Source organism: Brevibacterium sp. 2SA (genome assembly GCF_005502845.1).
In the GTDB taxonomy this organism is placed as follows: Bacteria; Actinomycetota; Actinomycetes; order Actinomycetales; family Brevibacteriaceae; genus Brevibacterium.
Genome location: NZ_SCMW01000002.1, coordinates 39,006 through 60,250 on the forward strand (window position 1 = coordinate 39,006; position 21,245 = coordinate 60,250).

Genomic DNA, 21,245 nt, shown 5'->3' on the forward strand with positions numbered 1-21,245 from the left:
GTGCACAATGAACTCGGCTCCCCTCGATAGGGTGGGAGCATGACGGAAACCCCACGCACCACCGCCGATCGCATCGACGCCTTCCTGACGCGTCGGGACGCGGCCCACACCGGCAACGAGAAGTCGGTGGAGAACCAGCACAAGCGCGGCAAGCAGACAGCCAGGGAGCGCATCGACCAGCTCCTCGACGAGGGCTCGTTCCAGGAGATCGACGAATTCGCCCGGCACCACAACACCCAGTTCGGGATGGAGAAGAACCGTCCCGACGGTGACGGCGTGGTGTGCGGTCTGGGCACGATCGACGGAAAGACCGTGGCCGTGTTCGCGCACGACTTCACCGTGCTCGGCGGGTCACTCGCCGAGGCGAACGGCCGGAAGATCGTCAAGGTCCAGAAGCTCGCGCTCAAGCTCGGCTGCCCGATCATCGGCATCAACGACTCCGGCGGCGCCCGCATCCAGGAGGGTGTGGGATCGATCGCGCTGTTCGCCGAGATCTTCCGCCTCAACGTCGCCTCCTCCGGCGTCATCCCCCAGATCTCGCTCATCATGGGCCCCTCGGCCGGCGGCGCGGTCTACTCCCCCGCCCTCACCGACGTCACGATCATGGTCGACAAGATCAGCCACATGTATATCACCGGTCCCGACGTCATCAAGACCGTCACCGGTGAGGAGGTCGGCCATGAGGAGCTCGGCGGCGGCCGGACGAACAACACCGTCTCCGGCAACGCCCACTACCTCGCCAGCGACGAGGAGGACGCCCTCAACTACGTCCGCGACCTGCTCTCCTTCCTCCCGCAGAACAACCTCGATCCCGCCGACGCCGACGTCTTCGAGTCCGACCTCGAGCTCACGCCTGAGGACGAGGCGCTCGACACCCTTATGCCGGACTCGCCCTCGCAGCCCTACGACATCCTCGACGTCGTCACCACGGTGCTCGACGACGGTGAGTTCCTCCAGGTCTCCGAGCTCTTCGCACCGAATGTCGTCACCGGCTTCGGCCGTGTCGAAGGGGTGAGCGTCGGCGTCATCGCCAACCAGCCCATGCAGCTGGCCGGCACCCTCGACATCGACGCTTCGGAGAAGGCGGCCCGGTTCGTCCGCCTCTGCGACGCGTTCAACCTGCCGATCCTCACCTTCGTCGACGTGCCGGGCTTCCTCCCGGGCACCGACCAGGAGCTCGGGGGCATCATCCGCCGCGGGGCCAAGCTCATCTACGCCTACGGCGAGGCGACGGTTCCGCTCATCACGCTCATCACCCGCAAGGCCTACGGCGGCGCGTACTGCGTCATGGGGTCGAAGCAGCTCGGCGCCGACATCAACCTCGCGTGGCCGTCGGCGCAGATCGCAGTCATGGGCGCCCAGGGGGCGGCGAACATCGTCTACCGGCGCAGGCTCAAGGCCGCCGAGGAGGCCGGAGAGGACGTCGATGCGCTCCGCGCCGACCTCATCCAGGACTACGAGGACGCCCTGCTCAACCCGTACCTCGCGGCCGAGGAGGGCTACATCGACGCCGTCATCAAGCCGAGCGAGACCCGCAACCGGATCGTCCGCGCGCTGCGTGCCCTGAAGAACAAGCACGTCGACGCGCCGGCGCGCAAGCACGGTAACATCCCCCTATGAGCACGGATGCGCAGTCAGATCCCCGAAGCGCCGAGGCGGTCGGGGCCGACCAGGCCCCGGCGGGCGCGGCGCCTGCGACGGTGCCCTCGGTCGAGGACCGCGCGCAGGTGCGCGCCGACGACGGCCAGCCGGTGAGCGACGAGATGGCCAGTGCCGCCGCGGTGGCCGCCGTCGTCGCGATCCGCCAGGTCGCCCTCGCCTATGCCGCGCACCAGGCCGAAGCCCTCGCCGAGGTGGAGACGAAGAAGCACGACCGCGCGGGCTTCAATGCTCCGCGCCGCAACGTCCGCAGGCGGCTCCCACAGACGTGGACGCAGCCGCTCGGCCGCTGAGCACTCGCTGACGCCGCCCTGCTGTTCGGCACGGAGGGCGTCGTCAGCCCTCGCCGAAGATCGTGCGCAGCTCGTCGAAGAGGTCGTGGATGATCGGCGCCGGGTCGCCTTCGACGCGGCGCAGCCGCACGAAGGTCGCTTTGATCGCCATCATCGCCAGCGCCGCGAGGACCTCGGCCTTCGGTGAGACCGGCGGTCCGTCGTCGACCGTGCAGCGGCCGACGGCACCCGGGTCCTCCCCGCGGGCGGTCCCCTCGGCGGCACCGAGCGTGTCGAGCCGTCGCTGGATCATCTCGCGGAAGAGGCGTTCGTTCTCGCCCATCCGCGACATCTGCGCCTGCATGAGCGCGGGCTCCTGTTTGAGGATCTGATGGTACTGATGGCGCTCCTCGCGGTGACTGAGCCGGGTGCGCACGACCCCGGCGAGCAGCCGCTCGAGGTCCTCGAGCAGCCGGCCCGTCGGTCCCCCGGCTTCGAACACGGCGATCGCCGGTTCGTCCTCGTCGTCGAAGACCGTGTCCGCCCGCCCGAGGAGTGCCTCCTCCTTGCTCGAGAAGTAGTTGAAGAAGGTGCGCCGGGAGACCCCGCAGCGCTCGCAGATGTCCTCGATCGTGACGTTGGCGAACCCCTTCTCCAGGGTCAGTTCGATCGCGGCCCGGCGCAGTGCGCGCTGGCGTTCGCGCTTCTTCCGCTCACGCAGGCCCTCCTTCGGGGCTGTCTCCTCCGGCGGAACTGCTCTCTCCTGCGGAGCTGTCCCCTCGTGCGGGGAGACGGAGTCCTCTCCGGAGTCGACGTGCGCAGGGCTGTCGGTGATCGCCATGCCCTCATTCTCCCACTCTGCCCGGGTGCGCGAGTCCGCGATGGGGTCTAGTACCCGAGCTTCGCATTCGCGAGGACGGGCAGCGCTTCGGCGGCCTCATCGGCGAGTCCGAGGTCGAGGTCGACGATCTCGAGGGCCTCCTCTCCGCCGAGGGCGACGATGACGTGCCCGAACGGATCGGAGACGAGACTGTGACCGACTCCCGTCGGCCCCTTCGGAGGCACGGCCACGCCGCTGACCTGCGGATCGGCCTGTCCGACGGCGACGACGAACATGTTCGAGTCGACCGCCCGCGCCCGGGCCAGCAGCTCCCACTGCTCGACCTTCCCCGGCCCCGCACCCCACGATGCGGAGACGATCGCCAGGCGCGCGCCTCGGCGACTGAGTTCGGCGAAGAGCTTGGGGAAGCGGATGTCGTAGCAGATGGCGATGCCGACGTCCTCGCCGCCGAGGGCGACGAGGGCCGGGTCCTCCCCCGCCTCGACGGTGTCGGACTCCTTGAACCCGAACGCGTCGTAGAGGTGGATCTTCGCGTATTCGGAGCGCGTGCCGTCCGGGGCGTAGACGGCGAGGAGATTGACGACCTTGCCGGCGGAGACGGCGAACTCCCCGACGACGATCGCCGTGTCGGTGTCGGCGGCGAGCAGGGTGAGAGCCTCACGCCAGCCTGCGGATTCGCGTTCGGCGATCTCGGCCAGACCCGACCCGAACGCCGACATCGTCGCCTCGGGGAAGATGACGACCTCGGCACCGTCAGCAGCGGCCCGCCCCGCATAGTCGCGCACCTTCTCGAGGTTGCCGGCGACATCGGTGGTCGTGTTGATCTGGGCGAGTCCGAGCTTCATCCTCATCCTCCGTGGGCAGTCGGTGACGTGCTCTCAGGCTACTCGGATCACCAGCCTGCGTCATCCGACGAACTCGCGTCCGGGCCGGCCGCCGCGTCCGCGGCCGTGGACGACTGAATAGACGAGCATTGAGACGACGACGAGTCCGGCGCAGAGGAGGAACATCCCGCTGCCCCCGGTGAGCGGCATGAGCGCGCCGAGGATGATCGGGCCGATTCCCGAGCCCGCATCGAGGAGGAGGAAGAACGAGGCGGTGGCCACCGGGACCCGGGACATCGGCACGGACTTCACGGTGATCGTCTGGGCGCTCGGCATGAGGGAGCCGAAGCCGAAGCCGATGAGGATGCCGGCGCTGACGATGCCCGCCGTCGTCGGCCACAGGGCGAGGAGGACGTTGCCGAGGGCGTTGAGGATGAGCACTGGGTAGATGACGACGTTGTCGCCGTAGGCGTCCTGGATCCGCCCGACGAAGAGGCGGGCGATGAGGGAGGCCGCGGCGTAGGCGATGAAGAAGAGCGACGCGGCGCCGGGCACGCCGTTGTCGGCCGCGTAGCCGGCGAGGAAGACGAGGGCCGCGGCGAACGCGACACCGGCGATGAGCATGATGAGCCCGATGCGCAGACCGTCCCGGTCGACCATCGTGCGGGGATGGAGATGCCATTTCGTGTCCCGCTGGGCCTGACTGAGCTCCTGCTTCGGCAGGTCGAGGAAGAAGCAGAGGACGAGGGAGATGAGCGACATGATCGCCGAGGCGATGAAGAGGACGGTGAAGTCGAACTCGGCGGGCAGGAGCACGCCGAGGTAGGGCCCGAGCGCCGTCGACAGCGTCGTCGCGGTGCCGAAGTAGCCGGTGCCCTCCCCGCGCCGCGAGGCGGGGATGACCGACTGGATGGCCGTCATGATCGCCGTGTTCCCCGCCCCGAAGGCGACGCCGTGGATGAGGCGGATGACGATGAGGAGGGTGAGGGTGTCGGCGGCGATGTAGGCGAGGGACGCGAGGACGAAGACGCCCATCGAGATGACGAGCAGCTTGCGGCGGCCGATGAAGTCGAGATACTTGCCGGTGAGGATGCGGGCGACGACGGCGCCGACGATGAAGCTCGAGGAGGCGAAACCGGCTGCGGCCTGACCGGCGGAGAAGCGCGCGACCGCGTAACCGGCCATCGAGGTCATGAGCAGGTAGAAGACCATGGACATCGTGAGATTGAGGCCGATGCCCACGATGAAGTCCTTGGTCCACAGCTGTGCTCGTGCCACGTTCTCTACTCTCGATTCACGGTTGTCCGGGGGGGCGGGCTCAACCAGGCTATAGCTTCAGCGAATTCCCAGACGCCGCATTCCAGCCCGTGGCCGTGTGCCTCTCCTCATAGACTGTCGGCCCGGTCACGGGGTGTGTCCGGCCTCATATATGGTGAGGTCATGACTGAGAAGAGAACCCCGTCGGCCGTTGACGCCGTCGCCGAAGAGTACGTCGATCGCTCCCTCGCCCTCTCCCCCTCCCTCGCCCTCTACCTGGGGATCGACGGCGCGAAGGGCTTCGACGACTTCTCCCCCGCCGGACTCGCCGCCCACCACGACCTCACCGTGGAGACGCTTGCCAAGCTCGACGAGGTCGAGGCGAGCGCCGACCTCGACGACATCGATCGGGTGACGATCGACGCGATGCGCGACCGCCTCGGCGTCGACCGGGACCTCTACGAGGCCGGCTTCACGCATGCCAGCCTCAATGTCATCGCCTCCCCCGTCCAGGACATGCGCGACATCTTCGACCTCATGCCCACCGCCACCGTCGCCGACTGGGAGACCGTCGATGAGACGCTCGCGGCCATTCCCGCCTCCGTGGCCGGGTACGAGGAGTCGCTGGCCCTGGCCAAGGACCGCGGGCAGGTCGCCGCACGCATCCAGATCGAGAAGGTCATCGACCAGGTGCAGGCGATCGCCGGGGACGAGTCCCCGTATCTCGCCGTCATCGCCGGAGCCGACGACGTCGCCGAGGTGCCCCAGACGCTGCGCGATGACCTCGCCTCCCACGCCGAGGCGGCCCGCACCGCGTTCGCCGGACTCGCCGACTTCCTCGCCGCCGAGCTGCTCCCGATCGCCCCGGAGAACGAGGCGGCGGGCCGGGCCGCGTATGCCCTGCATTCGCGGGACTTCCTCGGCGCCGAGATCGACTTCGACGAGACGTATGCGTGGGGTCTGGCCGAACTCGAGCGCATCGACGCCGAGCAGCGGCGCGTCGCCGAGCAGATCATGCCCGGCGTCGACCTCTTCGACGTCATGAAGGCGCTCGACAAGGACCCCGAGCGCATGCTCGTCGGCAAGGAGGCCCTGCGCGAGTGGATGCAGGGAGTCGCCGACGAGGCGATCGCCGAACTCGGGAAGACCCATTTCGACATCCCCGAGCCCGTGCGCACGATCGAGTGCATGATCGCGCCCTCGTCGACCGGCGGAATCTACTACACGGGCCCGACCGACGACTTCTCCCGGCCGGGGCGGATGTGGTGGTCGGTGCCCGAGGGGGTCACCGAGTTCGCGACGTGGCAGGAGAAGACCACCGTCTACCACGAGGGCGTGCCCGGTCATCATCTCCAGGTGGGGCAGGCGACGTACGTCTCCGACACCCTCAACCGCTGGCGCCGGCTCATGTGCTGGGTCTCCGGGCACGGCGAGGGCTGGGCGCTCTACGCGGAGAAGCTCATGGCCGACCTCGGCTACCTCGACGACCCGGCCGACTACCTCGGGATGCTCGACTCGCAGCGCCTGCGGGCGGCTCGCGTCGTCCTCGACATCGGCTTCCACCTCGGCCTCGAGGCTCCCGAGAGCCTCGGCGGGGGCACGTGGGATCGGGAGAAGGCCTGGCAGTTCCTCACCGACAACGTCGCGATGGATCGCAGCTTCCTCGCATTCGAACTCGACCGCTACCTCGGCTGGCCGGGGCAGGCACCGAGCTACAAGATCGGTCAGCGCCTGTGGGAGCAGTTCCGCGATGAGGCGGCCGCCGAGGCGGGCGAGGACTTCGATCTCAAGGCGTTCCATTCGAAGGCGCTGGGTCTCGGGTCCGTCGGCCTCGACACCCTCGGCCGGGCGATGCGGCGCTGAGGCCGCGGACCTGCGTTCCGGCGCCGGCGCCCACCGTCCGCACGGCGGTGGGCGCCCGCGTCCGTGCCCGGCGAAGTGAGAGAATGAGCGCGTGAAGAACAACGACACCCCCCGATCGGAGACGCTGCGGGTCACCGAGGTGCTGCGCGGTGAGATCATCGACGGTCAGCGGGCGCCCGGCAGCCGCCTCGTCGAACGCAACCTCGCCTCCGAGCTCGGGGTGAGTCGGGTCCCGATCCGGGAGGCCCTCAAGCAGCTCGCGTCCGAGGGGCTCGTGACGCACCGGCCGAACACGTGGGCGACCGTGCGCGAGTTCTCCCCCAGCGATATCGCCAACCTCGCCGAGGTGCGTCAGGCCTTCGATCTCCTCTCCTTCGAACTCGCCGCCCAGCGTCACACCCGCGAGGGGCTGGAGCGGCTCGAGGCGACGATGACGGCCGGTCGCCGCCAGGCCGAGGCCGGTGACGCCGTGGGGGCGCACCGGTCCGCCGCGGACTTCCATGCCATCGTCACCGAGCTCTCGGGCAATCGGCTCCTCGTCGAGGTCGGCGAGCTCCTCGATTCCCGGATGCGGTGGCAGCTGAGCCAGCATGACGAGCTCGACGTCGTCGCCACCGAACACGCCGAGCTCTTCGATGCCATCGCCCACCGCGACATCGAACGGGTGCGCGCGCTGGCCTCCCACCATCTCGACACGAGCCGGCAGCAGCACGACAAGCACCGCGAACGTCTCGCCCATGAGCCGCGGGAGGGCTCCGACCCCGGCGGGGCCGCGGATTCGGACTGACGCCGCGGATTCGGGCTGCCCCGGCCTCAGGAGGCCCGGACGGCGGAGTCGTGCCTCGTCACGGTCTCCGGAGTCGCCGGGGACGCTCCGGCTCGTGCCGCGAAGGGCCAGCCGTCGAGGCGCTTGGGGCGGGCCGGGGCGTATGTGCGCACCTTCGATGTCGTCAGACCCAAGCCGACGAGCGCCTCGGCGAGTCTGACCGCGGCGGCCACGCCGTCGACGACGGGCACCGCGCAATGCTGTTCGATGACCTCAGCGAGGTCGGCCATTCCTCCGCAGCCGAGGACGATGGCCTCGGCGCGATCGGTCCCGACCGCGTCGGCGGCCGCCTCGGCGATCGCGGTCACCGCCCGATCGGGGTGGGCCTCGAGGTCGAGCACCGGCATCCCCGACGCCCGCACGGACGCGCAGTGCCGGTCGAGTCCGGCGAGCAGCAGGCGGTCCTCGATGAGGGGAACGGTGCGGTCGAGGGTGGTGACGACGGAGTACCGGCGCCCGAGCATCATCGCCAGCTGCGCCCCCGCCTCGGTGATGTCGACGACGGGGACGTCGAGGAGCTCCTGGAGAGCCTCACGGCCGTGCTCGCCGTATCCGGCCTGGATGACGGCGTCGTACTCTCCGGCGTAGCCGAGCACGGCATCCATGACGCCGAGCGCGGCGAGATGGCTCTCGACGTTGCCTTCGCAGGATTCGGCGCCGAAGGTCGGGGTGAGGCCGATGATCTCGGTGCCCGCCGAGGCGGCGTCACGGGCCGCGCGGGCGATGCCGGCGGTCATCGCCGCAGTGGTGTTGACGTTGACGACGAGGATTCTCATGGGCGCTGTCCTTCGCGGGGTCCGGTGGGTCTTTGGATTAGCGTCAGTGTGCGGTGGGCACGGCGATCTCCTCGCCGTCGACCTCGCGGAACGTGAAGTCCCGGCGGGCGATGACGAAGTAGATGACTGCGGCGATTCCTGCGCCGAGGAACCAGGAGAACTGGGAGACGCCGGAGAACGCGGGGACGAGGGCGAGGATGAGCGAGAGGATCGCGGCGGGGATGAACGCCCCGATCGCCCGCCAGTTGACGCCGTGGTGGTAGAAGTACTCGCCGTCGTGGGCCTCGGTGTAAAGCTGCGGGACGTTGACCTTCGTCTTCCGCACGAGCCAGTAGTCGACCATGATGACGCCGAACAGCGGCCCGAGCAGCGCGCCGAGGCCGCCGAGGAAGTAGACGATGACGACGGGTGAGTCGTAGAGGTTCCACGGGAGGATGGCGAACCCGATGATCGCGGAGATGATGGCGGCCCGGCGGAAGTCGAGATGGCGCGGGAAGAGGTTCGTCAGGGCGTAGGTCGGGGCGACGAAGTTCGCCATGAGGTTGACGGCGATCGTGAGCACGAGCAGCGAGAGCGAGGCGGCGGCGAGGAGGACCGGGTTGCCGATGGCCTGGACGATGTCGGCGGGCGAGCTGATGACCGTGCCGTCGATCGAGTACTGGGCGCCGGCGAGTGAGATGACGACGAGGCCGAAGACGAGCATGTTGATGGGGATGCCCCAGAAGTTGCCGACGACGATCGAGCCCTTCTTCTTCGCCGACCGGGTGAAGTCGGAGAAGTTGAGGACGAAGGTGCCGTAGATCGCCACCCACAGGGCCCCTCCGCCGAGGATGTTCGTCCACATCTGCCACCCGGTGAGCGGGTCGTCGATCGACCAGGCGATGCGGAAGTCGACGCGGACGAGCATCCAGATCGCCAGGGCGAGGAAGGTGGCGAGGATGATCGGGCCGGCGATCGCCTCGTAACGGCGGATCATCTCCATCCCGTAGCTGACGATGACGACCTGGACGATCCACAGCAGAGTGAAGGAGAACCAGCCGAGGCCGCTCAGCCCGAGGAACTCGACCTCCGTCCACGCCTGGAGGCCGGGGATGAGGGTGATGAGGAGAACGTTGAGGACGTTCGCGGCGAGGTAGGTCTGGATCCCGAACCAGGCGATCGCGACGATCCCGCGCACCGAGGCGGCCAGCTGGGCGCCGTGGATGCCGAAGGCGATGCGGCACATCACCGGATAGGGCACGCCGGTCTTGTGGCCCATGAACCCGGAGAGGGTGAGGAGGACGAAGAGCAGGACGGCACCGACGAGGAGGGCGACGAGGATCTGCCACGCCCCGAGGCCGAGGGCGAAGAGGCCGAGGGCGAATCCGTAGTTGCCGAGCGAGTGGACGTCGTTGGCCCAGAGCGAGAAGACGCTGTACGCCGTCCAGCTGCGACCCTCCTTCTGACTCGGTGCGAGATCGGCGTTGTAGAAGCGCGGGCTGATCCGGTGCGCGGCGAGCTGTTCCGGGCTCGGTCCGAGCCGGTGCGGCACGGTGCTCGACTGAGGGTCGGGCACGGGCTGGTCGGACGTCACGGTGTGGGCCATGGGAGTTCTCGAATCAGACGGGCGCGGTGCTGGAATACCAAAGGAGGTCTTCGCGGCCTCGCGGCAGTGAGAGCTGACCCCGTGAGCGTAACCTGGGTCACACTGCTTCCGCAATGGGCTCATCTCCGTCAGTCCAGTACTGACAACGCCTGGAGTGCGCGAGGCGCGCCTCCGGACCTGGGGCGATGGCCGCAGATCGATGATGCCCGAGCCTGGACTATTTGGCATACCATTTGTTTGAATCGTGGCCTGCTGCCGGAACAGACACCCGCACCCCTCTTGACTTCGACTCGAACACGTGTTCGAATACCGGTGTGAGATGGAATGACGCGGAACCGACAGCCGGGCTCTTCGGGGTCACCGGACTCATCCGCACCGTGCGGGCCCCGGAGTTCGCGGGGATGACGTTTCACGAGGTCCTCGCGAAGTCGGCGCTCAACCGGATCCCGCGATCGAGTGCGATGCCGTTCGCGTGGACGATCAACCCGTATCGGGGCTGCTCCCACGCGTGCGTCTACTGCTTCGCCCGGAGCACCCACCGGTATCTCGACCTCGACTCCGGCGACGACTTCGACCGGCAGGTCATCGTCAAGGTCAACACCCCTGAGGTGCTCGCCGCCGAGGTGGCCAAGCCCCGCTGGTCACGCGAGCTCGTCGCCCTCGGGACGAACACCGACCCCTATCAGCGCGCCGAGGGACGCTACCGCCTCATGCCCGGAATCATCACCGCCCTCGCCGAACACGGCACCCCGCTGTCGATCCTCACGAAGGGCACCCTGCTGCGGCGCGACCTCCCGCTGCTCGCCGACGCCGCCCGGGACGTCCCCGTGGAGATCAGCATGTCGATCGCCGTCTACGACGACGAGCTCCAGCAGGCGATCGAACCCGGGACGCCGACGACCGCGGCGCGGTTGGCGACGGTGCGCGCGGCAGCGGAGCTGGGATTCCGGGTCACCGTGTTCATCATGCCGGTGCTGCCCAAGCTCACCGATTCGCGCGAGCATCTCGACACGGCGCTCGCGGCGATCAAGGACGCCGGCGCGAGCAGAGTCGTCTACGGCGCCCTTCACCTGCGCCCGGGCGCTCGCGAGTGGTTCTTCGCCTGGCTCGACCGCGAGCACCCCGAGCTCCTCCCCCGCTACCGCCGCATGTATGCGACTTCGGCCTATGCCTCGAAGGAGTACCGGACCTGGCTGGCGGCGCGGATCAACCCGCTCATCGACCGCTACGACCTGCGCGGGACCAGCGACGATGACTATCCCGCGACGAGGCGGACGAGGCATGGGCCCCGGCGCGGCGCCACCGGAGTCGGACCGGCAACGCCGAGTGCCGCCGTCGAGTCCGCCCTGCCTGACCCTCAGGCGGCGCTGTTCTGACGGTGCTCTTCTGACCACACTGCTCTGATGCCGTTGTCCCCGCGTTTTACCACCGATCGCGGACGTAGGCGGCGGGCGTCGTCCCGAATTCCCGTGCGAAGGCGGAGATGAACCCGCCTACGCTGCCGTATCCGCTCTGCGCGGCGGCTTCGTGTACGGCGCTGCCGTCGATGAGCAGCGGAAGAGCGGAGAGCAGGCGCACCTGCGTCCGCCAGGCGGAGAAGCTCAAACCGGTCTCGGAGGCGAAGGCCCGGGCGATCGTCCGAGCGCTCACCCCGGTGCGCTGCGCCCAGTCGGTGAGTTCGGTGCGGTCGGCGGGATCGGCGAGCACCGCCTCGGCGACGGTGCGCGCGGCCGGATGGCGCGGCGTGGGCACGGTCATCTCCCGGTCTTCGGCCTCGGCGAGGAGATCGATGAGGAGCCGGCAGCAGTGCTCTCGCCGGACCGGGGACAGGCGTCGCCCGGGAAGATGGCGCATGAGCGCGCCGAGAAGGGGGTCGAGGGCGAGGGCCCGCGGCAGCGACCAGCGGTCCCCCGGTGGCCGCAGCGACGGACTGAGATAGACGCTCAGCGTCGTTCCTTCCCGCAGGAGACGGTTCGAGTGGACGATGCCGGCGGGAATCCAGACGACGGTGTCGGCGTGGACGAGCCAGCGCCGGTCGTCGATGAGGACATCCATGCCGCCGTCGGGAAACCAGAAGAGCTGGTCGCCGTCGTGGCTGTGGGCGGCGTAGGAGACGTCCCGATGCTCGGCGCCGGAGAAAGTCGCCGATGTCAGCTCAGAGGCATGGATCGGCGGCACAGGACCCTCACCCCTCGCCGCTGCTGGCTCGAGCGCATCGCGATTCATCACAGACGACACTTTAGCGTCTGCCCAGGCCCATCTCTGTCCGCTGAGAAGAGTGGAATGCCGTTTCTCCTGAGGATAGCCTTACCTGAGACAGGGCGATGAGACGGCTTCAGCCCCCTCCCCTGCCGAAGCACTCCGACACCGATGAGAGATGAGTTCGATGACCCTGACCCGCCGCGCCCGCTCCCGGGCGAGACTGTCCATGATCGCGTGCGCCTCCGCCCTGGCCCTGGCGCTCTCGGCCTGTGCGCCCTCGGCCTCACCGGAGGCGGCGAGCGATGGCGCGGCCTCCTCGGCGCAGGGGTCGTTCCCGGTCACCGTCGATCACGCGTACGGGTCGACGACGATCACCGCACAGCCGCAGAGGGTCGTCACCCTCGGCCTCTCCGATCAGGATCCGCTGCTCGCCCTCGGCGTCGCGCCGATCGCCGTCGCCCCCTGGTGGGGTGACTACGAGTTCGCGACGTGGCCCTGGGCCCAGGACGAACTCGGTGACGCGGAGCCGACGGTGCTCAACGGCGGGGTCCGAGACGAGGCGAATCCGCCCGTCGAGGAGATCGCGTCGCTCGAACCCGATCTCATCATCTCCCTCTACAACGGCACCACCGAGGAGCAGTACGAGCAGCTCAGTGAAATCGCGCCCGTCGTCGTCCCCGACGAGGAGTACACGAACTTCAGGATCACGTGGCAGGAGGCGACGCGAGCCACCGGAGAGGCCCTGGGACGGGAGGACGAGGCACTCGCCCTCGTCGCCGATCTCGAAGCCTCCTTCACCGCAGCCCGCGAGGACAATCCCGACTTCGCCGGCCGGGAGGCCGTCGTCGCCGAGCGCTTCCAGGAGGGCGAGACAGTCGTGCGCACGGGCAATGACGTCAGGGCCCAGTTCTTCAGCCAGCTCGGGTTCGCGGTTCCGAGTCGGATCGCCGAATTCGCACCGAATGAGGCCGGTGAGGTCTACGTCCCCGACGAGCGGATGGACGAGCTCTCGACGGACCTGCTCGTGTGGAACGTCGGCTTCTCCCCCGATGCGAAGGCGACCGTCGAGGCCATGTCGCTCTACTCCGACCTCCCCGTGGTCCGGGACGGCCGCGTGCTCTGGGTCGAGGACGAGGTCGTGTCCGGGGCCTTCAGCTGGGGCACGATCCTCAGCCTCGACTACGCGCTCGGGGAGATGGTGCCCCAGATCAGGGAGACGGTGTCGCGCTGACCCTCCATCGGATCGGGAGCCTCCGGAGCGGGACGACCGCCTCGGCGGAATGCCCCTCCGGGCCGGATGTGACAAGGGTCGCACCCGGCCCGGCGGCGGGAATATCCTCCACGGGCAGGTAGTTGAAATGTCTATGAAAATCGAGATCTGGTCGGACATCGCCTGTCCGTGGTGCTATATCGGCAAACGTCGCTTCGAAACCGCCCTCGAGGGTTTCCCGCACAAGGACGACGTGGAGGTCGAGTGGCGCAGCTTCCAGCTCGATCCCACCCTTCCCGCACATGTCGAGGAGTCGGAGGCGGACTATCTCAGCCGCTCGAAGGGCATGCCCGCCGAGCAGGTGCGGCAGATGTTCGCCCAGGTGAGCGACCAGGCAGCGCGCGAGGGCCTCAACTACGACTTCGATTCCGTCGTCGTCGCGAACAGCTTCACCGCCCACCGCTTCCTCCACTTCGCCAAGAGCCACGGTGTTATGGCGGCCGCTGAGGAGGCGCTGATGTCCGGGCATTTCGAGTCCGGTCGTGACATCGGAAGCATCGACTACCTCGCCGAGGTGGGTCAGTCCCTCGGTCTCGATCCCACCGAGACCCGTCGGGTCCTCGAATCCGACGAGTACACCGACGCTGTCGAGGCTGATGTCGCCCAGGCTCGGATGCTCGGCGCCAACGGGGTGCCGTTCTTCGTCATCGACCGCAAGTACGGGATCTCCGGCGCGCAGAAGCCGCCGGTCTTCACTCAGGCGCTCGAGACCGCATGGGACGAGAGTCAGAAGCTCACCGTGCTCGCCGGCACCGGTTCGACGGCCGAGGGCGGGGACGACTATCCCGACGGTGCCGTGTGCGGCCCCGAGGGCTGCAGCTGACTCCCTCATATCCACGCCACCCCAGTTCTCCACCTCACTTCAGATCCACAGACGTCGAAAGGACCACCACCCATGACTGAGACCCCGACCGCCCCGCTCATCCGCATCATCGTCGGCAGCGTCCGCCCGGTGCGGGTCGGCGATCAGATCGCCGCCGCCGTTGCCGAGATCATCTCCGATGCGGCCGCTGCCCGCACCGAGATCATCGACCTCGTCGACCTCGACCTGCCGCTGCTCGACGAGCCGCGCATGCCGGCACTCGGTGACTACCAGAACGAGCACACGAAGGAATGGGCGCGGATCGTCGACGAGTCCGACGCCGTCGTCTTCGTCACCCCGCAGTACAACGCCGGCTACCCCGCCTCGCTGAAGAACGCCATCGACTACCTCTTCGCCGAATGGAAGGACAAGCCGTCGCTGATCATCAGCTACGGCGGCCACGGCGGCGGAATGTCCGGCGCGCAGCTGCGGGCCGTGCTCGAGTTCATCGGACTCGACCTCGTCGGCGACAACGTCGAGATCACCCTGCCGCGCGACTCCTACGGCCCGGACTGGCGACTCACCGACGCGAAGGAGGTCGTGGCCGGATACGCCGACGAGCTCCGCACCGCTGCGAAGGCTCTCGACCGCAGCCTCGTCCCCCAGGCCTGAAAGGGCTCGCCAGCACTGTCCGAACTCCGTGGATCCGCCGAGGCGGGTCCGCGGAGTTCTGCTGTTCCAGGCGTGCCCTGCTCCTGCCTTGAGCACAGTGCGGGGCGCTCGGTCGAACCGTTCTCAGCGCGCGGCAACACGACTAAGGTGCCCACTATGGGCTCATTCGGCGACATCTTCGGATCGAACATCCTCCTCGAGGGCACGCTGCTGCTGGCGAGCTTCGTGCTCTGTTCGCTCATCGGCTTCGAACGGCAGTTCCGGCAGAAGAGCGCCGGTTACCGCACGCACGTCCTCGTCGGCATCGGCACGTGCGCGTTCACCCTCGTCTCCGCCTACGGGTTCGCCGGGGTCCTCGACAGCGACGTCCAGCTCGATCCCTCGCGGATCGCCGCGCAGATCGTCTCCGGCATCGGCTTCCTCGGTGCCGGGGTCATCTTCAAGGGACGGAACATGGTCCGGGGGCTCACGACGGCAGCATCGATCTGGGTGTGCGCGGCCGTCGGCATGGCCTGCGGAGCGGGAATGCTCGCCCTGGCGACGATGCTCACGGGGCTCCACCTGCTCACGCTCTTCGTCGTGGCGCCGCTCGTGCGGAAGATCCCCGACCGCAATCGCGGCAAGCTCGTGCACATCGTCTACCGCGATGGCGGCGGAGTGCTCCGGGAGATCCTCGGGGTGGCGAGCACGATGGGGTTCTCGAACACGATCCTCGATTCCCAGCGCTTCGAGGCCGAGGACGGGGCGAAGATGGTCCGCATCGAGGTGAGGTTCGAGGGCAAGCGCCCACTCGACATGCTCGTGCCGCCGCTCATGGAACTCGACGGCGTCGACAAAGTGGCCCTGCGCGAGGATCGCGTCCACTCCGTCGACGCCGACGGCGACTCGGTCTGAGGAATCAGTCTGATTCCTCAGCGTGATTCCTCAGTCTGACTGCTCAGTCGCGCAGCGACCGCTTCCACGCGAGAGTGGCCAGGGCTGCGGCCTGGTCGGCGAGGTGAGCGTCGTCGAAGAGGACCTCGGGCGAGTGATTGACCGCAGCGGTGTCGGGATCGACGCCCTGAGGGGTAACAAAGAGGAACATGAACGCTCCCGGCACCTCCTCGAGGACGTAGGAGAAGTCCTCGGAGCCCATGACCGGGTCGGGGGCGTTGACGACGCGGTCAGCGCCGAAGGCCTCGGTGAGCGTCTCAAGGGTGAACGCGGCCTCTGCGGCGTCGTTGACCGTCACGGGGTACTGCTCGTTCCACACCACCTCGGCGGTGCAGCGATGGGCGGCGGCGATCGACTCGGCCAAGCGGGTCGCGAGTTCGGGGAACCGCTGCGTCGTCTCCGGGGACAGGGTGCGCACGGACATGCCCAGCGTCGCCGTCGACGGGATGATGTTGACCGCGCTGCCGGCGTCGAGGAGGGTCACCTCGGCGACGATGGGATCGAAGACGCTGAAGGACCCGGTGATCATCGCGTACACCGCCTGCCCGAACTCGAGGAGGGGACGGACGGGGTCGATCGCGTCCTGCGGTCGGGAGCTGTGTCCGCCCTTGCCGTGCATCGTGAGGTGGAAGGTGTTGGCTCCGGCCATGATTGAGCCGGGGCGGGTGACGAACGTGCCGGGGGCTCCGGGGGCAACGTGGATTGCGTAGGCGGCGTCGGGAATCTGGCCGGCGAGGTCGAACATGCCCTCGTCGATCATGAGCTTCGCGCCGCCCTGGCCCTCTTCGCCGGGCTGGAACATGAAGACGATCGTGCCGGCGAGTTCGTCCTGGTGCGCGGCGAGGAGCTTGGCGGCGCCGACGAGGCCGGAGACGTGGAGGTCGTGGCCGCACGCGTGCATGTTCCCGTTCGTCGAGGCGAAGTCGAGGCCGGTGGCCTCGACGACCGGCAGGGCGTCCATGTCGCCGCGCAGGAGGATCGTCGGTCCGGGCCGACCGCCGCGGAGCACCGCGACGACCGAGCTGAGCTCGCGACCCAGGGTGATCTCGAGCGGCAGGCCCTCGAGGGCGTCGAGGATGGCCTGCTGTGTGTACGGCAGGTCGAGTCCGAGTTCGGGATTCCGGTGGAGGTCGCGGCGGAGGGCGGTGAGTTCAGCGCCGATCGCGGCGGCCTCGGCGGTGAAGTCGATCGTCATGGTGGAGTTGTTCCTTTCGCGGTGGATGGTCGGTGGTGGGTGGTCAGCGGTGGGACCTGGTCGCGGCCCCGTCGACGTTGTGGGTCTCAGTCCTCCGCGCCGACGAGTGATCTCGCCAGGGCGCGGTATCTGTCCGTGAGCGCGGCATCGTCCGGCGGTGGACTCTCGGGTCGGAGTGTCATCGTGAAGAGCGTGAGTCCGGCGAGTGTGTCGAGGATGAGATCGTGGTCGAGCGCGGCACTCATCTGTCCGCGGTCGACGGCGCGGGCGAGGATCGCCCGGCCCCTGGCGTGGCGCTCGTCCATGTAGTCGGCGGAGATGAGCGGGATGACGTCCATGTCGAACATCGCGAGCAGGAGGCCGTTTCCGTGCGTGCGGACGTCGAGTGAGCGGCGGAAGTTCTCGATGTTCTGCCACGCATGCGCGACGAGATCGTCGACGACGTCGCCGGTGTCGGGCACCTCGCCGAGTTCGAAGGTGTCGAGGATGGCGGCGGCGACGAGTTCGGGCTTGGTGGGCCACCGGCGGTAGATCGCGGTCTTCCCGCAGCCGACGGTGGTGGCGATGCTCTCGATGCGCAGGTTCAGAAAGCCGTGCTCCGCAACCTCGGCGCGCACAGCGGCGAGCACGCGCTCAGTGAGCTCAGGGTCGAGCGGTCGACCCTTCGGGGTGGCCTGCGTCATAGGCCGAGCCTTTCACGCAGACAGCTTTTTCCGCAACACTGCGTATCGTTTGTCTCGGATCGTGGTGTCCGCCAGATCAGCTCTCGAGCTCGGCGAGGAGCGCGGCCATCGATCCAGCGACGCGCGGTCGGACCGCCGGGCCGAGCACGGCGGTCTGGACGATGCCGCCCTGGACCATCGCGAGTGCCGCCGGAGACGTCTCGCGTGCCCGGGTCTGAGCCTCCGCTTCGTCGAGACCGGCAGTGCGGTGGAAGTAGGCGGCGAGGTAGGCCTCGAAGCGAGCCTGGACCTCGCCGAAGATCTTCTCCGCGATCGCCGCGAATTCGGGCACATGGGCGGCCTCGCCCCAGACCTGAACGACAAGAGAGGGGAACGGGTTGCCGTCGAGGACCGCATCGAGCAGGCGTGGGAAGACAATGCTGGGCGGGGGCACCGCCTCGGCGTCATCGAGGTCGCCGAGCGCGGTGATGCGCTCCTCCATGATCCGCCGACCGGCGGCGACCATGAGTTCGGACTTCGAGGAGTAGTAGAGGTAGACGGCTCCCGCCGACAGGTCAGCCTCTTTGACGATGTCGGCCATCGACGCCGCCGCGAAGCCCTTGCGCGCGAAGCAGACGAGCGCGGCATCCTGGATGCGCGTGCGCATCGCGGCCCTGTGTTCTTCTGTGACCTTCGGCACCGCTCCTCCAAAAACGAATGATCATTCTTGATTAATTGTAGACCACGGCGTAAAAATGAACGTGCATTCGTTTTCAATGATTGGACGACCATGACCACGAGACTTCTCAGGACCTCTGCCGCCTCCGCTCCGGGCACCGGCGACGACCACCTCGGTGCCGACTCCCCGGGCGGAGCCGCCGATCAGGACGGGGATCAGGGCAGAGCCGCTGGTGCGAGCGGGCGCCGGGGCAAGGCCGCCGAGACGAGCAGGGACCAGGAGTCAGACCCCGCCCCCGACGAGATCGGCGATGAGCTGCCGAAGCACAGTGTCGGACGCGCGATCCTCGTCGCCCTGTTCGCGGCGGCGATCGTCAGCATCGTCCTTCTGGCATTCAGCTGGCCGACGGTGACTGCTGACCCGAAGGACCTGCCCATGGCCGCTGTCGGAGACAGCGCTCAGCTCGAGCAGATCACGAGCAGTGCGCCGGAGGGAATGCTCGATCTCGAGCGCGTGGACACCCGCGCCGAGGCGGAGCAGATGATCCGGGAGCGCGAGGTCTACGGGGCGTTCGTCCTCGGTGGTGAGGATCCGGAAATCCTCGTCTCCTCGGCGGCGTCGCCGGCGGTGGCACAGCAGCTGAGAGGCATCGCCGCGCAGATGCAGCAGTCCATCGACACTCAGGCGATCTCGGGGATGCAGGACGGCATGGAGCAGATGCAGGCGGCGCTCGAGGCGGCTGCGCGGGCGGCAGAGAACCCGCAGGCAGCCGGCCAGGCTCCCGGCAACGCAGGTGGAGGCGAGGGTGCGGGCGCGCTCCCGGATGCCGCGGCGATGGACGTCCCGCAGGTCACGGTCACCGATGTCGTGCCGCTCTCCGATGATGATGCGACGGGAGCAGGACTGGCGATCGCGGGCCTGCCGCTGTCGATCGGCGGCATCGTCGGCGGTGTGCTCACCAGCACTCTTGTGCATTCGCGGAGGATGAGGGCCGTTGCGGTCGTCGCTTATGGGGCCTTCGGCGGTCTTGCGCTCTCGCTCATCCTCCAGACATGGTTCGGCATCCTGCAGGGAGAGTTCTGGCTGAATGTGCTCGCGGCGGGGCTGGCGGTGGCGTCGACGGCGGCGATCATCAACGGCTTCGTGTCGCTCATGGGTCCGGGCGGCATCGCGATCGGTGCGGTGCTCACGATGTTCATCGGCAATCCGATCTCCTCGCTCACTCAGCCCAAGGAGTTCCTCGCCGGGTCCTGGGGCGACATCGGCCAGTTCTTCGTGCCGGGAGCGGCGGGCACACTGCTCCGTGACATCTCGTACTTCCCCGATGCGCCGATGGCGATGTCGTGGTGGGTGCTCATCGCATGGTTCGTCCTCGGCATCGCCCTCATTCTCATCGGCCACCTGCGTGCGCATGCGAAGCTCGTCGCCGCGCATGCCGGACAGGGCTGAGCGCTCACGGCTTGGGGGACAGACACTCGTCGGCCCGGATGCGGTGACACACCGCATCCGTGGACGACAGTCCACGTCGACGGGTGACATACCGCGTCCGGCGTCGACTCACGGCATTCTGCGTCGGCTCACGGGGTCCGGGGTCGACTCACGGCATTCAGGCAGGCTGGGGGTAGGAGGATCAGGCGCTGACAGCATAGGCTCGAATGGATGACGAGGCCGTCGGCTTGCGAACCTCGGTCCGCGGACGGCGCCGGCGCAGGAACCGACAGCGGCGCCGGCACCGGAGCGAACCGGCTCCGCAGCGACCTGGCTCCACAGCAGACCGAGACGTCAGACGCTCAGCGAGGAGGGTGAGACGGTGACCGATTCCGCGTCGGAGAACGTCCGTGATCCACGTGACGAGGCAGCAGGTCGAGGCTCACCCGCGCCCGGAAGGGCCGGTGAACCTGGTGACCCCGGTGGCTCCGGTGAACCCGGCGATCCGGGTGGCGCGGTTGACCCGGGTGGCTCCGGTGAACCCGGCGATCCGGGTGGCGCAGTTGACCCGGGTGGCGCAGTTGCCCCGGGTGACCTGGGTAGCCCCGGTGAACCCGGTGAACCCGGCGCGATGATCTGCCGCAACTGTGGAGTGGAGACCAGTTCCCCTCCCCCGGCGGTGTGCCCGATCTGCGCCGATGAACGCCAGTGGGTGCCGGCATCGGGCCAGGAGTGGGTGAGCCGAGATGCCCTCGAGGCCGAGGGCCACCGCGTCGTCATCGACGAGCGCGAACCGGGGCTTCATGCTCTGCGCGTCGAACCGCGGCTCGGCATCGGGCAGACGTGCTATCTCGCCCGGACGTCGGAGGGCAATCTCCTCTTCGACGTGCCGCCGTACATCGACGCCGAAGCCGTGGCGACCGTGGCCGCGCTCGGTGGAGTCGCAGCGATCGTCCCGAGTCATCCGCACATGTTCGGCATGCAGCTCGCGTGGAGCGCCGCGTTCGATGATGCCCCGGTTCACGTCTGCGCGCGAGATCGCGAATGGCTGCAGAAACAGGGGCGCGCCATCAGATTTTTCGACGACGGCATCGAGCCGCTCCCTCAGATCTCGGTGCACAGAGTCGGCGGTCATTTCCCCGGCAGTGTGCTTGCCCTGTGGGAGGGGCGAGACGGCAGCGGAGTCATGCTCGCCGGTGATTCGATCGGCCCGGTCGTCCGCGAAGGATGGGTGACGTTCATGCGCAGCTTCCCCAACTACCTGCCGCTCTCCGCCGCGGTCGTGCAGCGCATCGCCGCCTCGGTGTCGGATCTCGATTTCGACCGCATGTACGGCAACTTCGGGCAGACGATCACCGGTGGAGCCCACGCCGCAGTGCAGTCCTCTGCCGAGCGCTATGCGCGGTGGGTCTCCGGCGAGTACGACGATCTCACCTGACTTTGCAGAGCACGACGGCCTCGGAGCACTCTTCATAAGGTCACTCTGTTCCGGACGCGAC

At 68.3% G+C, this 21,245-nt stretch carries 21 protein-coding genes; 12 read left to right on the forward strand and 9 right to left on the reverse strand.

What is annotated here, in order from left to right; translation table 11 throughout:
- The first annotated feature begins 39 nt into the window (after positions 1–39).
- Together FFS20_RS01385 and FFS20_RS01390 are read left to right on the forward strand one after the other, a co-directional pair.
- The gene (locus FFS20_RS01385; RefSeq protein ID WP_137824153.1) at positions 40–1,620 is read left to right on the forward strand and encodes an acyl-CoA carboxylase subunit beta; all 1,581 of its coding nucleotides are present in this window, start codon (positions 40–42) and stop codon (positions 1,618–1,620) included.
- Complete coding sequence (locus FFS20_RS01390; protein ID WP_249356396.1) at positions 1,617–1,952, forward strand: hypothetical protein; 336 nt, start codon at positions 1,617–1,619, stop codon at positions 1,950–1,952. The genes FFS20_RS01385 and FFS20_RS01390 overlap by 4 nt, the downstream gene beginning before the upstream one ends.
- Positions 1,953–1,995: 43 nt before the next feature.
- Here the strand turns inward: FFS20_RS01390 and FFS20_RS01395 are convergent, their stop codons facing one another.
- From FFS20_RS01395 to FFS20_RS01405, 3 genes are read right to left on the reverse strand one after another with little or no spacing between them, the layout of a single operon-like run.
- Positions 1,996–2,772, reverse strand: a complete 777-nt coding sequence (locus FFS20_RS01395) for a TetR/AcrR family transcriptional regulator (protein WP_137824154.1) — start codon at positions 2,770–2,772, stop codon at positions 1,996–1,998.
- Between the two features lie 47 nt (positions 2,773–2,819).
- On the reverse strand, positions 2,820–3,617 hold the full coding sequence (locus FFS20_RS01400; protein ID WP_137824155.1) for a carbon-nitrogen hydrolase family protein: 798 nt from the start codon (positions 3,615–3,617) through the stop codon (positions 2,820–2,822).
- 60 nt (positions 3,618–3,677) lie between these two features.
- Positions 3,678–4,874, reverse strand: a complete 1,197-nt coding sequence (locus tag FFS20_RS01405) for an MFS transporter (RefSeq protein WP_137824156.1) — start codon at positions 4,872–4,874, stop codon at positions 3,678–3,680.
- A 162-nt stretch (positions 4,875–5,036) separates the two neighbouring features.
- Between FFS20_RS01405 and FFS20_RS01410 the strand changes: the two genes are divergently transcribed.
- Together FFS20_RS01410 and FFS20_RS01415 are read left to right on the forward strand one after the other, a co-directional pair.
- Entirely contained in the window at positions 5,037–6,716 is a 1,680-nt protein-coding gene (locus FFS20_RS01410; RefSeq protein ID WP_137824157.1) for a DUF885 domain-containing protein, read from the forward strand.
- Positions 6,717–6,807: 91 nt separating this feature from the next.
- Positions 6,808–7,503, forward strand: coding sequence for a GntR family transcriptional regulator (locus FFS20_RS01415; RefSeq protein WP_137824158.1), 696 nt, complete (start codon positions 6,808–6,810; stop codon positions 7,501–7,503).
- 26 nt (positions 7,504–7,529) lie between these two features.
- Here FFS20_RS01415 and FFS20_RS01420 read toward each other — a convergent pair whose 3' ends face one another.
- Positions 7,530–8,318 (reverse strand): aspartate/glutamate racemase family protein, encoded by a 789-nt coding sequence (locus FFS20_RS01420; RefSeq protein WP_137824159.1) that lies wholly within the window; start codon positions 8,316–8,318, stop codon positions 7,530–7,532.
- A 43-nt stretch (positions 8,319–8,361) separates the two neighbouring features.
- Complete coding sequence (locus tag FFS20_RS01425) at positions 8,362–9,903, reverse strand: NCS1 family nucleobase:cation symporter-1 (RefSeq protein WP_137824160.1); 1,542 nt, start codon at positions 9,901–9,903, stop codon at positions 8,362–8,364.
- A 314-nt stretch (positions 9,904–10,217) separates the two neighbouring features.
- Here FFS20_RS01425 and FFS20_RS01430 point away from each other — a divergent pair, with 314 nt between their 5' ends.
- The gene (locus FFS20_RS01430) at positions 10,218–11,279 is read left to right on the forward strand and encodes an Rv2578c family radical SAM protein (protein ID WP_181365670.1); all 1,062 of its coding nucleotides are present in this window, start codon (positions 10,218–10,220) and stop codon (positions 11,277–11,279) included.
- 46 nt (positions 11,280–11,325) lie between these two features.
- On the opposite strand, the gene FFS20_RS01435 is transcribed toward FFS20_RS01430, so the two are convergent.
- Positions 11,326–12,129, reverse strand: a complete 804-nt coding sequence (locus FFS20_RS01435) for an AraC family transcriptional regulator (protein WP_249356421.1) — start codon at positions 12,127–12,129, stop codon at positions 11,326–11,328.
- A gap of 151 nt (positions 12,130–12,280) precedes the next feature.
- Between FFS20_RS01435 and FFS20_RS01440 the strand changes: the two genes are divergently transcribed.
- The 4 genes from FFS20_RS01440 (at position 12,281) to FFS20_RS01455 (ending at position 15,743) form a co-directional block, all read left to right on the forward strand.
- Entirely contained in the window at positions 12,281–13,336 is a 1,056-nt protein-coding gene (locus FFS20_RS01440; RefSeq protein ID WP_137824162.1) for an iron-siderophore ABC transporter substrate-binding protein, read from the forward strand.
- 133 nt (positions 13,337–13,469) lie between these two features.
- Entirely contained in the window at positions 13,470–14,198 is a 729-nt protein-coding gene (locus FFS20_RS01445; protein WP_137824163.1) for a DsbA family oxidoreductase, read from the forward strand.
- A 72-nt stretch (positions 14,199–14,270) separates the two neighbouring features.
- The gene (locus FFS20_RS01450; RefSeq protein ID WP_137824164.1) at positions 14,271–14,849 is read left to right on the forward strand and encodes an NADPH-dependent FMN reductase; all 579 of its coding nucleotides are present in this window, start codon (positions 14,271–14,273) and stop codon (positions 14,847–14,849) included.
- A 156-nt stretch (positions 14,850–15,005) separates the two neighbouring features.
- Complete coding sequence (locus tag FFS20_RS01455; protein WP_137824165.1) at positions 15,006–15,743, forward strand: MgtC/SapB family protein; 738 nt, start codon at positions 15,006–15,008, stop codon at positions 15,741–15,743.
- A gap of 43 nt (positions 15,744–15,786) precedes the next feature.
- On the opposite strand, the gene FFS20_RS01460 is transcribed toward FFS20_RS01455, so the two are convergent.
- From FFS20_RS01460 to FFS20_RS01470, 3 genes are all read right to left on the reverse strand, one after another.
- Positions 15,787–16,977, reverse strand: coding sequence for a M20 family metallopeptidase (locus tag FFS20_RS01460; RefSeq protein WP_137824166.1), 1,191 nt, complete (start codon positions 16,975–16,977; stop codon positions 15,787–15,789).
- A gap of 86 nt (positions 16,978–17,063) precedes the next feature.
- Positions 17,064–17,660 (reverse strand): TetR/AcrR family transcriptional regulator, encoded by a 597-nt coding sequence (locus FFS20_RS01465; RefSeq protein WP_137824167.1) that lies wholly within the window; start codon positions 17,658–17,660, stop codon positions 17,064–17,066.
- A 76-nt stretch (positions 17,661–17,736) separates the two neighbouring features.
- Positions 17,737–18,306: a TetR/AcrR family transcriptional regulator gene (locus FFS20_RS01470; protein WP_137824168.1), complete on the reverse strand. Its 570-nt coding sequence runs from the start codon at positions 18,304–18,306 to the stop codon at positions 17,737–17,739.
- Between the two features lie 123 nt (positions 18,307–18,429).
- Between FFS20_RS01470 and FFS20_RS01475 the strand changes: the two genes are divergently transcribed.
- The 3 genes from FFS20_RS01475 to FFS20_RS01485 all read left to right on the forward strand — a co-directional run bounded on the left by FFS20_RS01475 (position 18,430) and on the right by FFS20_RS01485 (position 21,184).
- The gene (locus FFS20_RS01475) at positions 18,430–19,767 is read left to right on the forward strand and encodes an ABC transporter permease (RefSeq protein WP_249356398.1); all 1,338 of its coding nucleotides are present in this window, start codon (positions 18,430–18,432) and stop codon (positions 19,765–19,767) included.
- Positions 19,768–20,156: 389 nt separating this feature from the next.
- Positions 20,157–20,381, forward strand: coding sequence for a hypothetical protein (locus FFS20_RS01480; protein ID WP_137824169.1), 225 nt, complete (start codon positions 20,157–20,159; stop codon positions 20,379–20,381).
- A 101-nt stretch (positions 20,382–20,482) separates the two neighbouring features.
- Positions 20,483–21,184, forward strand: coding sequence for a hydrolase (locus tag FFS20_RS01485; RefSeq protein WP_249356401.1), 702 nt, complete (start codon positions 20,483–20,485; stop codon positions 21,182–21,184).
- The last annotated feature ends 61 nt before the right edge of the window (positions 21,185–21,245 follow it).

Bases quoted from the DNA above. Each gene is read 5' to 3' on its own strand.
- FFS20_RS01385 (WP_137824153.1), top strand. From the start codon at position 40: ATGACGGAAACCCCACGCACCACCGCCGATCGCATCGACGCCTTCCTG.
- FFS20_RS01390 (WP_249356396.1), top strand. From the start codon at position 1,617: ATGAGCACGGATGCGCAGTCAGATCCCCGAAGCGCCGAGGCGGTCGGG.
- FFS20_RS01395 (WP_137824154.1), bottom strand. From the start codon at position 2,772: ATGGCGATCACCGACAGCCCTGCGCACGTCGACTCCGGAGAGGACTCC.
- FFS20_RS01400 (WP_137824155.1), bottom strand. From the start codon at position 3,617: ATGAAGCTCGGACTCGCCCAGATCAACACGACCACCGATGTCGCCGGC.
- FFS20_RS01410 (WP_137824157.1), top strand. From the start codon at position 5,037: ATGACTGAGAAGAGAACCCCGTCGGCCGTTGACGCCGTCGCCGAAGAG.
- FFS20_RS01420 (WP_137824159.1), bottom strand. From the start codon at position 8,318: ATGAGAATCCTCGTCGTCAACGTCAACACCACTGCGGCGATGACCGCC.
- FFS20_RS01425 (WP_137824160.1), bottom strand. From the start codon at position 9,903: ATGGCCCACACCGTGACGTCCGACCAGCCCGTGCCCGACCCTCAGTCG.
- FFS20_RS01435 (WP_249356421.1), bottom strand. From the start codon at position 12,129: ATGAATCGCGATGCGCTCGAGCCAGCAGCGGCGAGGGGTGAGGGTCCT.
- FFS20_RS01440 (WP_137824162.1), top strand. From the start codon at position 12,281: ATGAGTTCGATGACCCTGACCCGCCGCGCCCGCTCCCGGGCGAGACTG.
- FFS20_RS01445 (WP_137824163.1), top strand. From the start codon at position 13,470: ATGAAAATCGAGATCTGGTCGGACATCGCCTGTCCGTGGTGCTATATC.
- FFS20_RS01450 (WP_137824164.1), top strand. From the start codon at position 14,271: ATGACTGAGACCCCGACCGCCCCGCTCATCCGCATCATCGTCGGCAGC.
- FFS20_RS01455 (WP_137824165.1), top strand. From the start codon at position 15,006: ATGGGCTCATTCGGCGACATCTTCGGATCGAACATCCTCCTCGAGGGC.
- FFS20_RS01460 (WP_137824166.1), bottom strand. From the start codon at position 16,977: ATGACGATCGACTTCACCGCCGAGGCCGCCGCGATCGGCGCTGAACTC.
- FFS20_RS01465 (WP_137824167.1), bottom strand. From the start codon at position 17,660: ATGACGCAGGCCACCCCGAAGGGTCGACCGCTCGACCCTGAGCTCACT.
- FFS20_RS01470 (WP_137824168.1), bottom strand. From the start codon at position 18,306: ATGCGCACGCGCATCCAGGATGCCGCGCTCGTCTGCTTCGCGCGCAAG.
- FFS20_RS01475 (WP_249356398.1), top strand. From the start codon at position 18,430: ATGACCACGAGACTTCTCAGGACCTCTGCCGCCTCCGCTCCGGGCACC.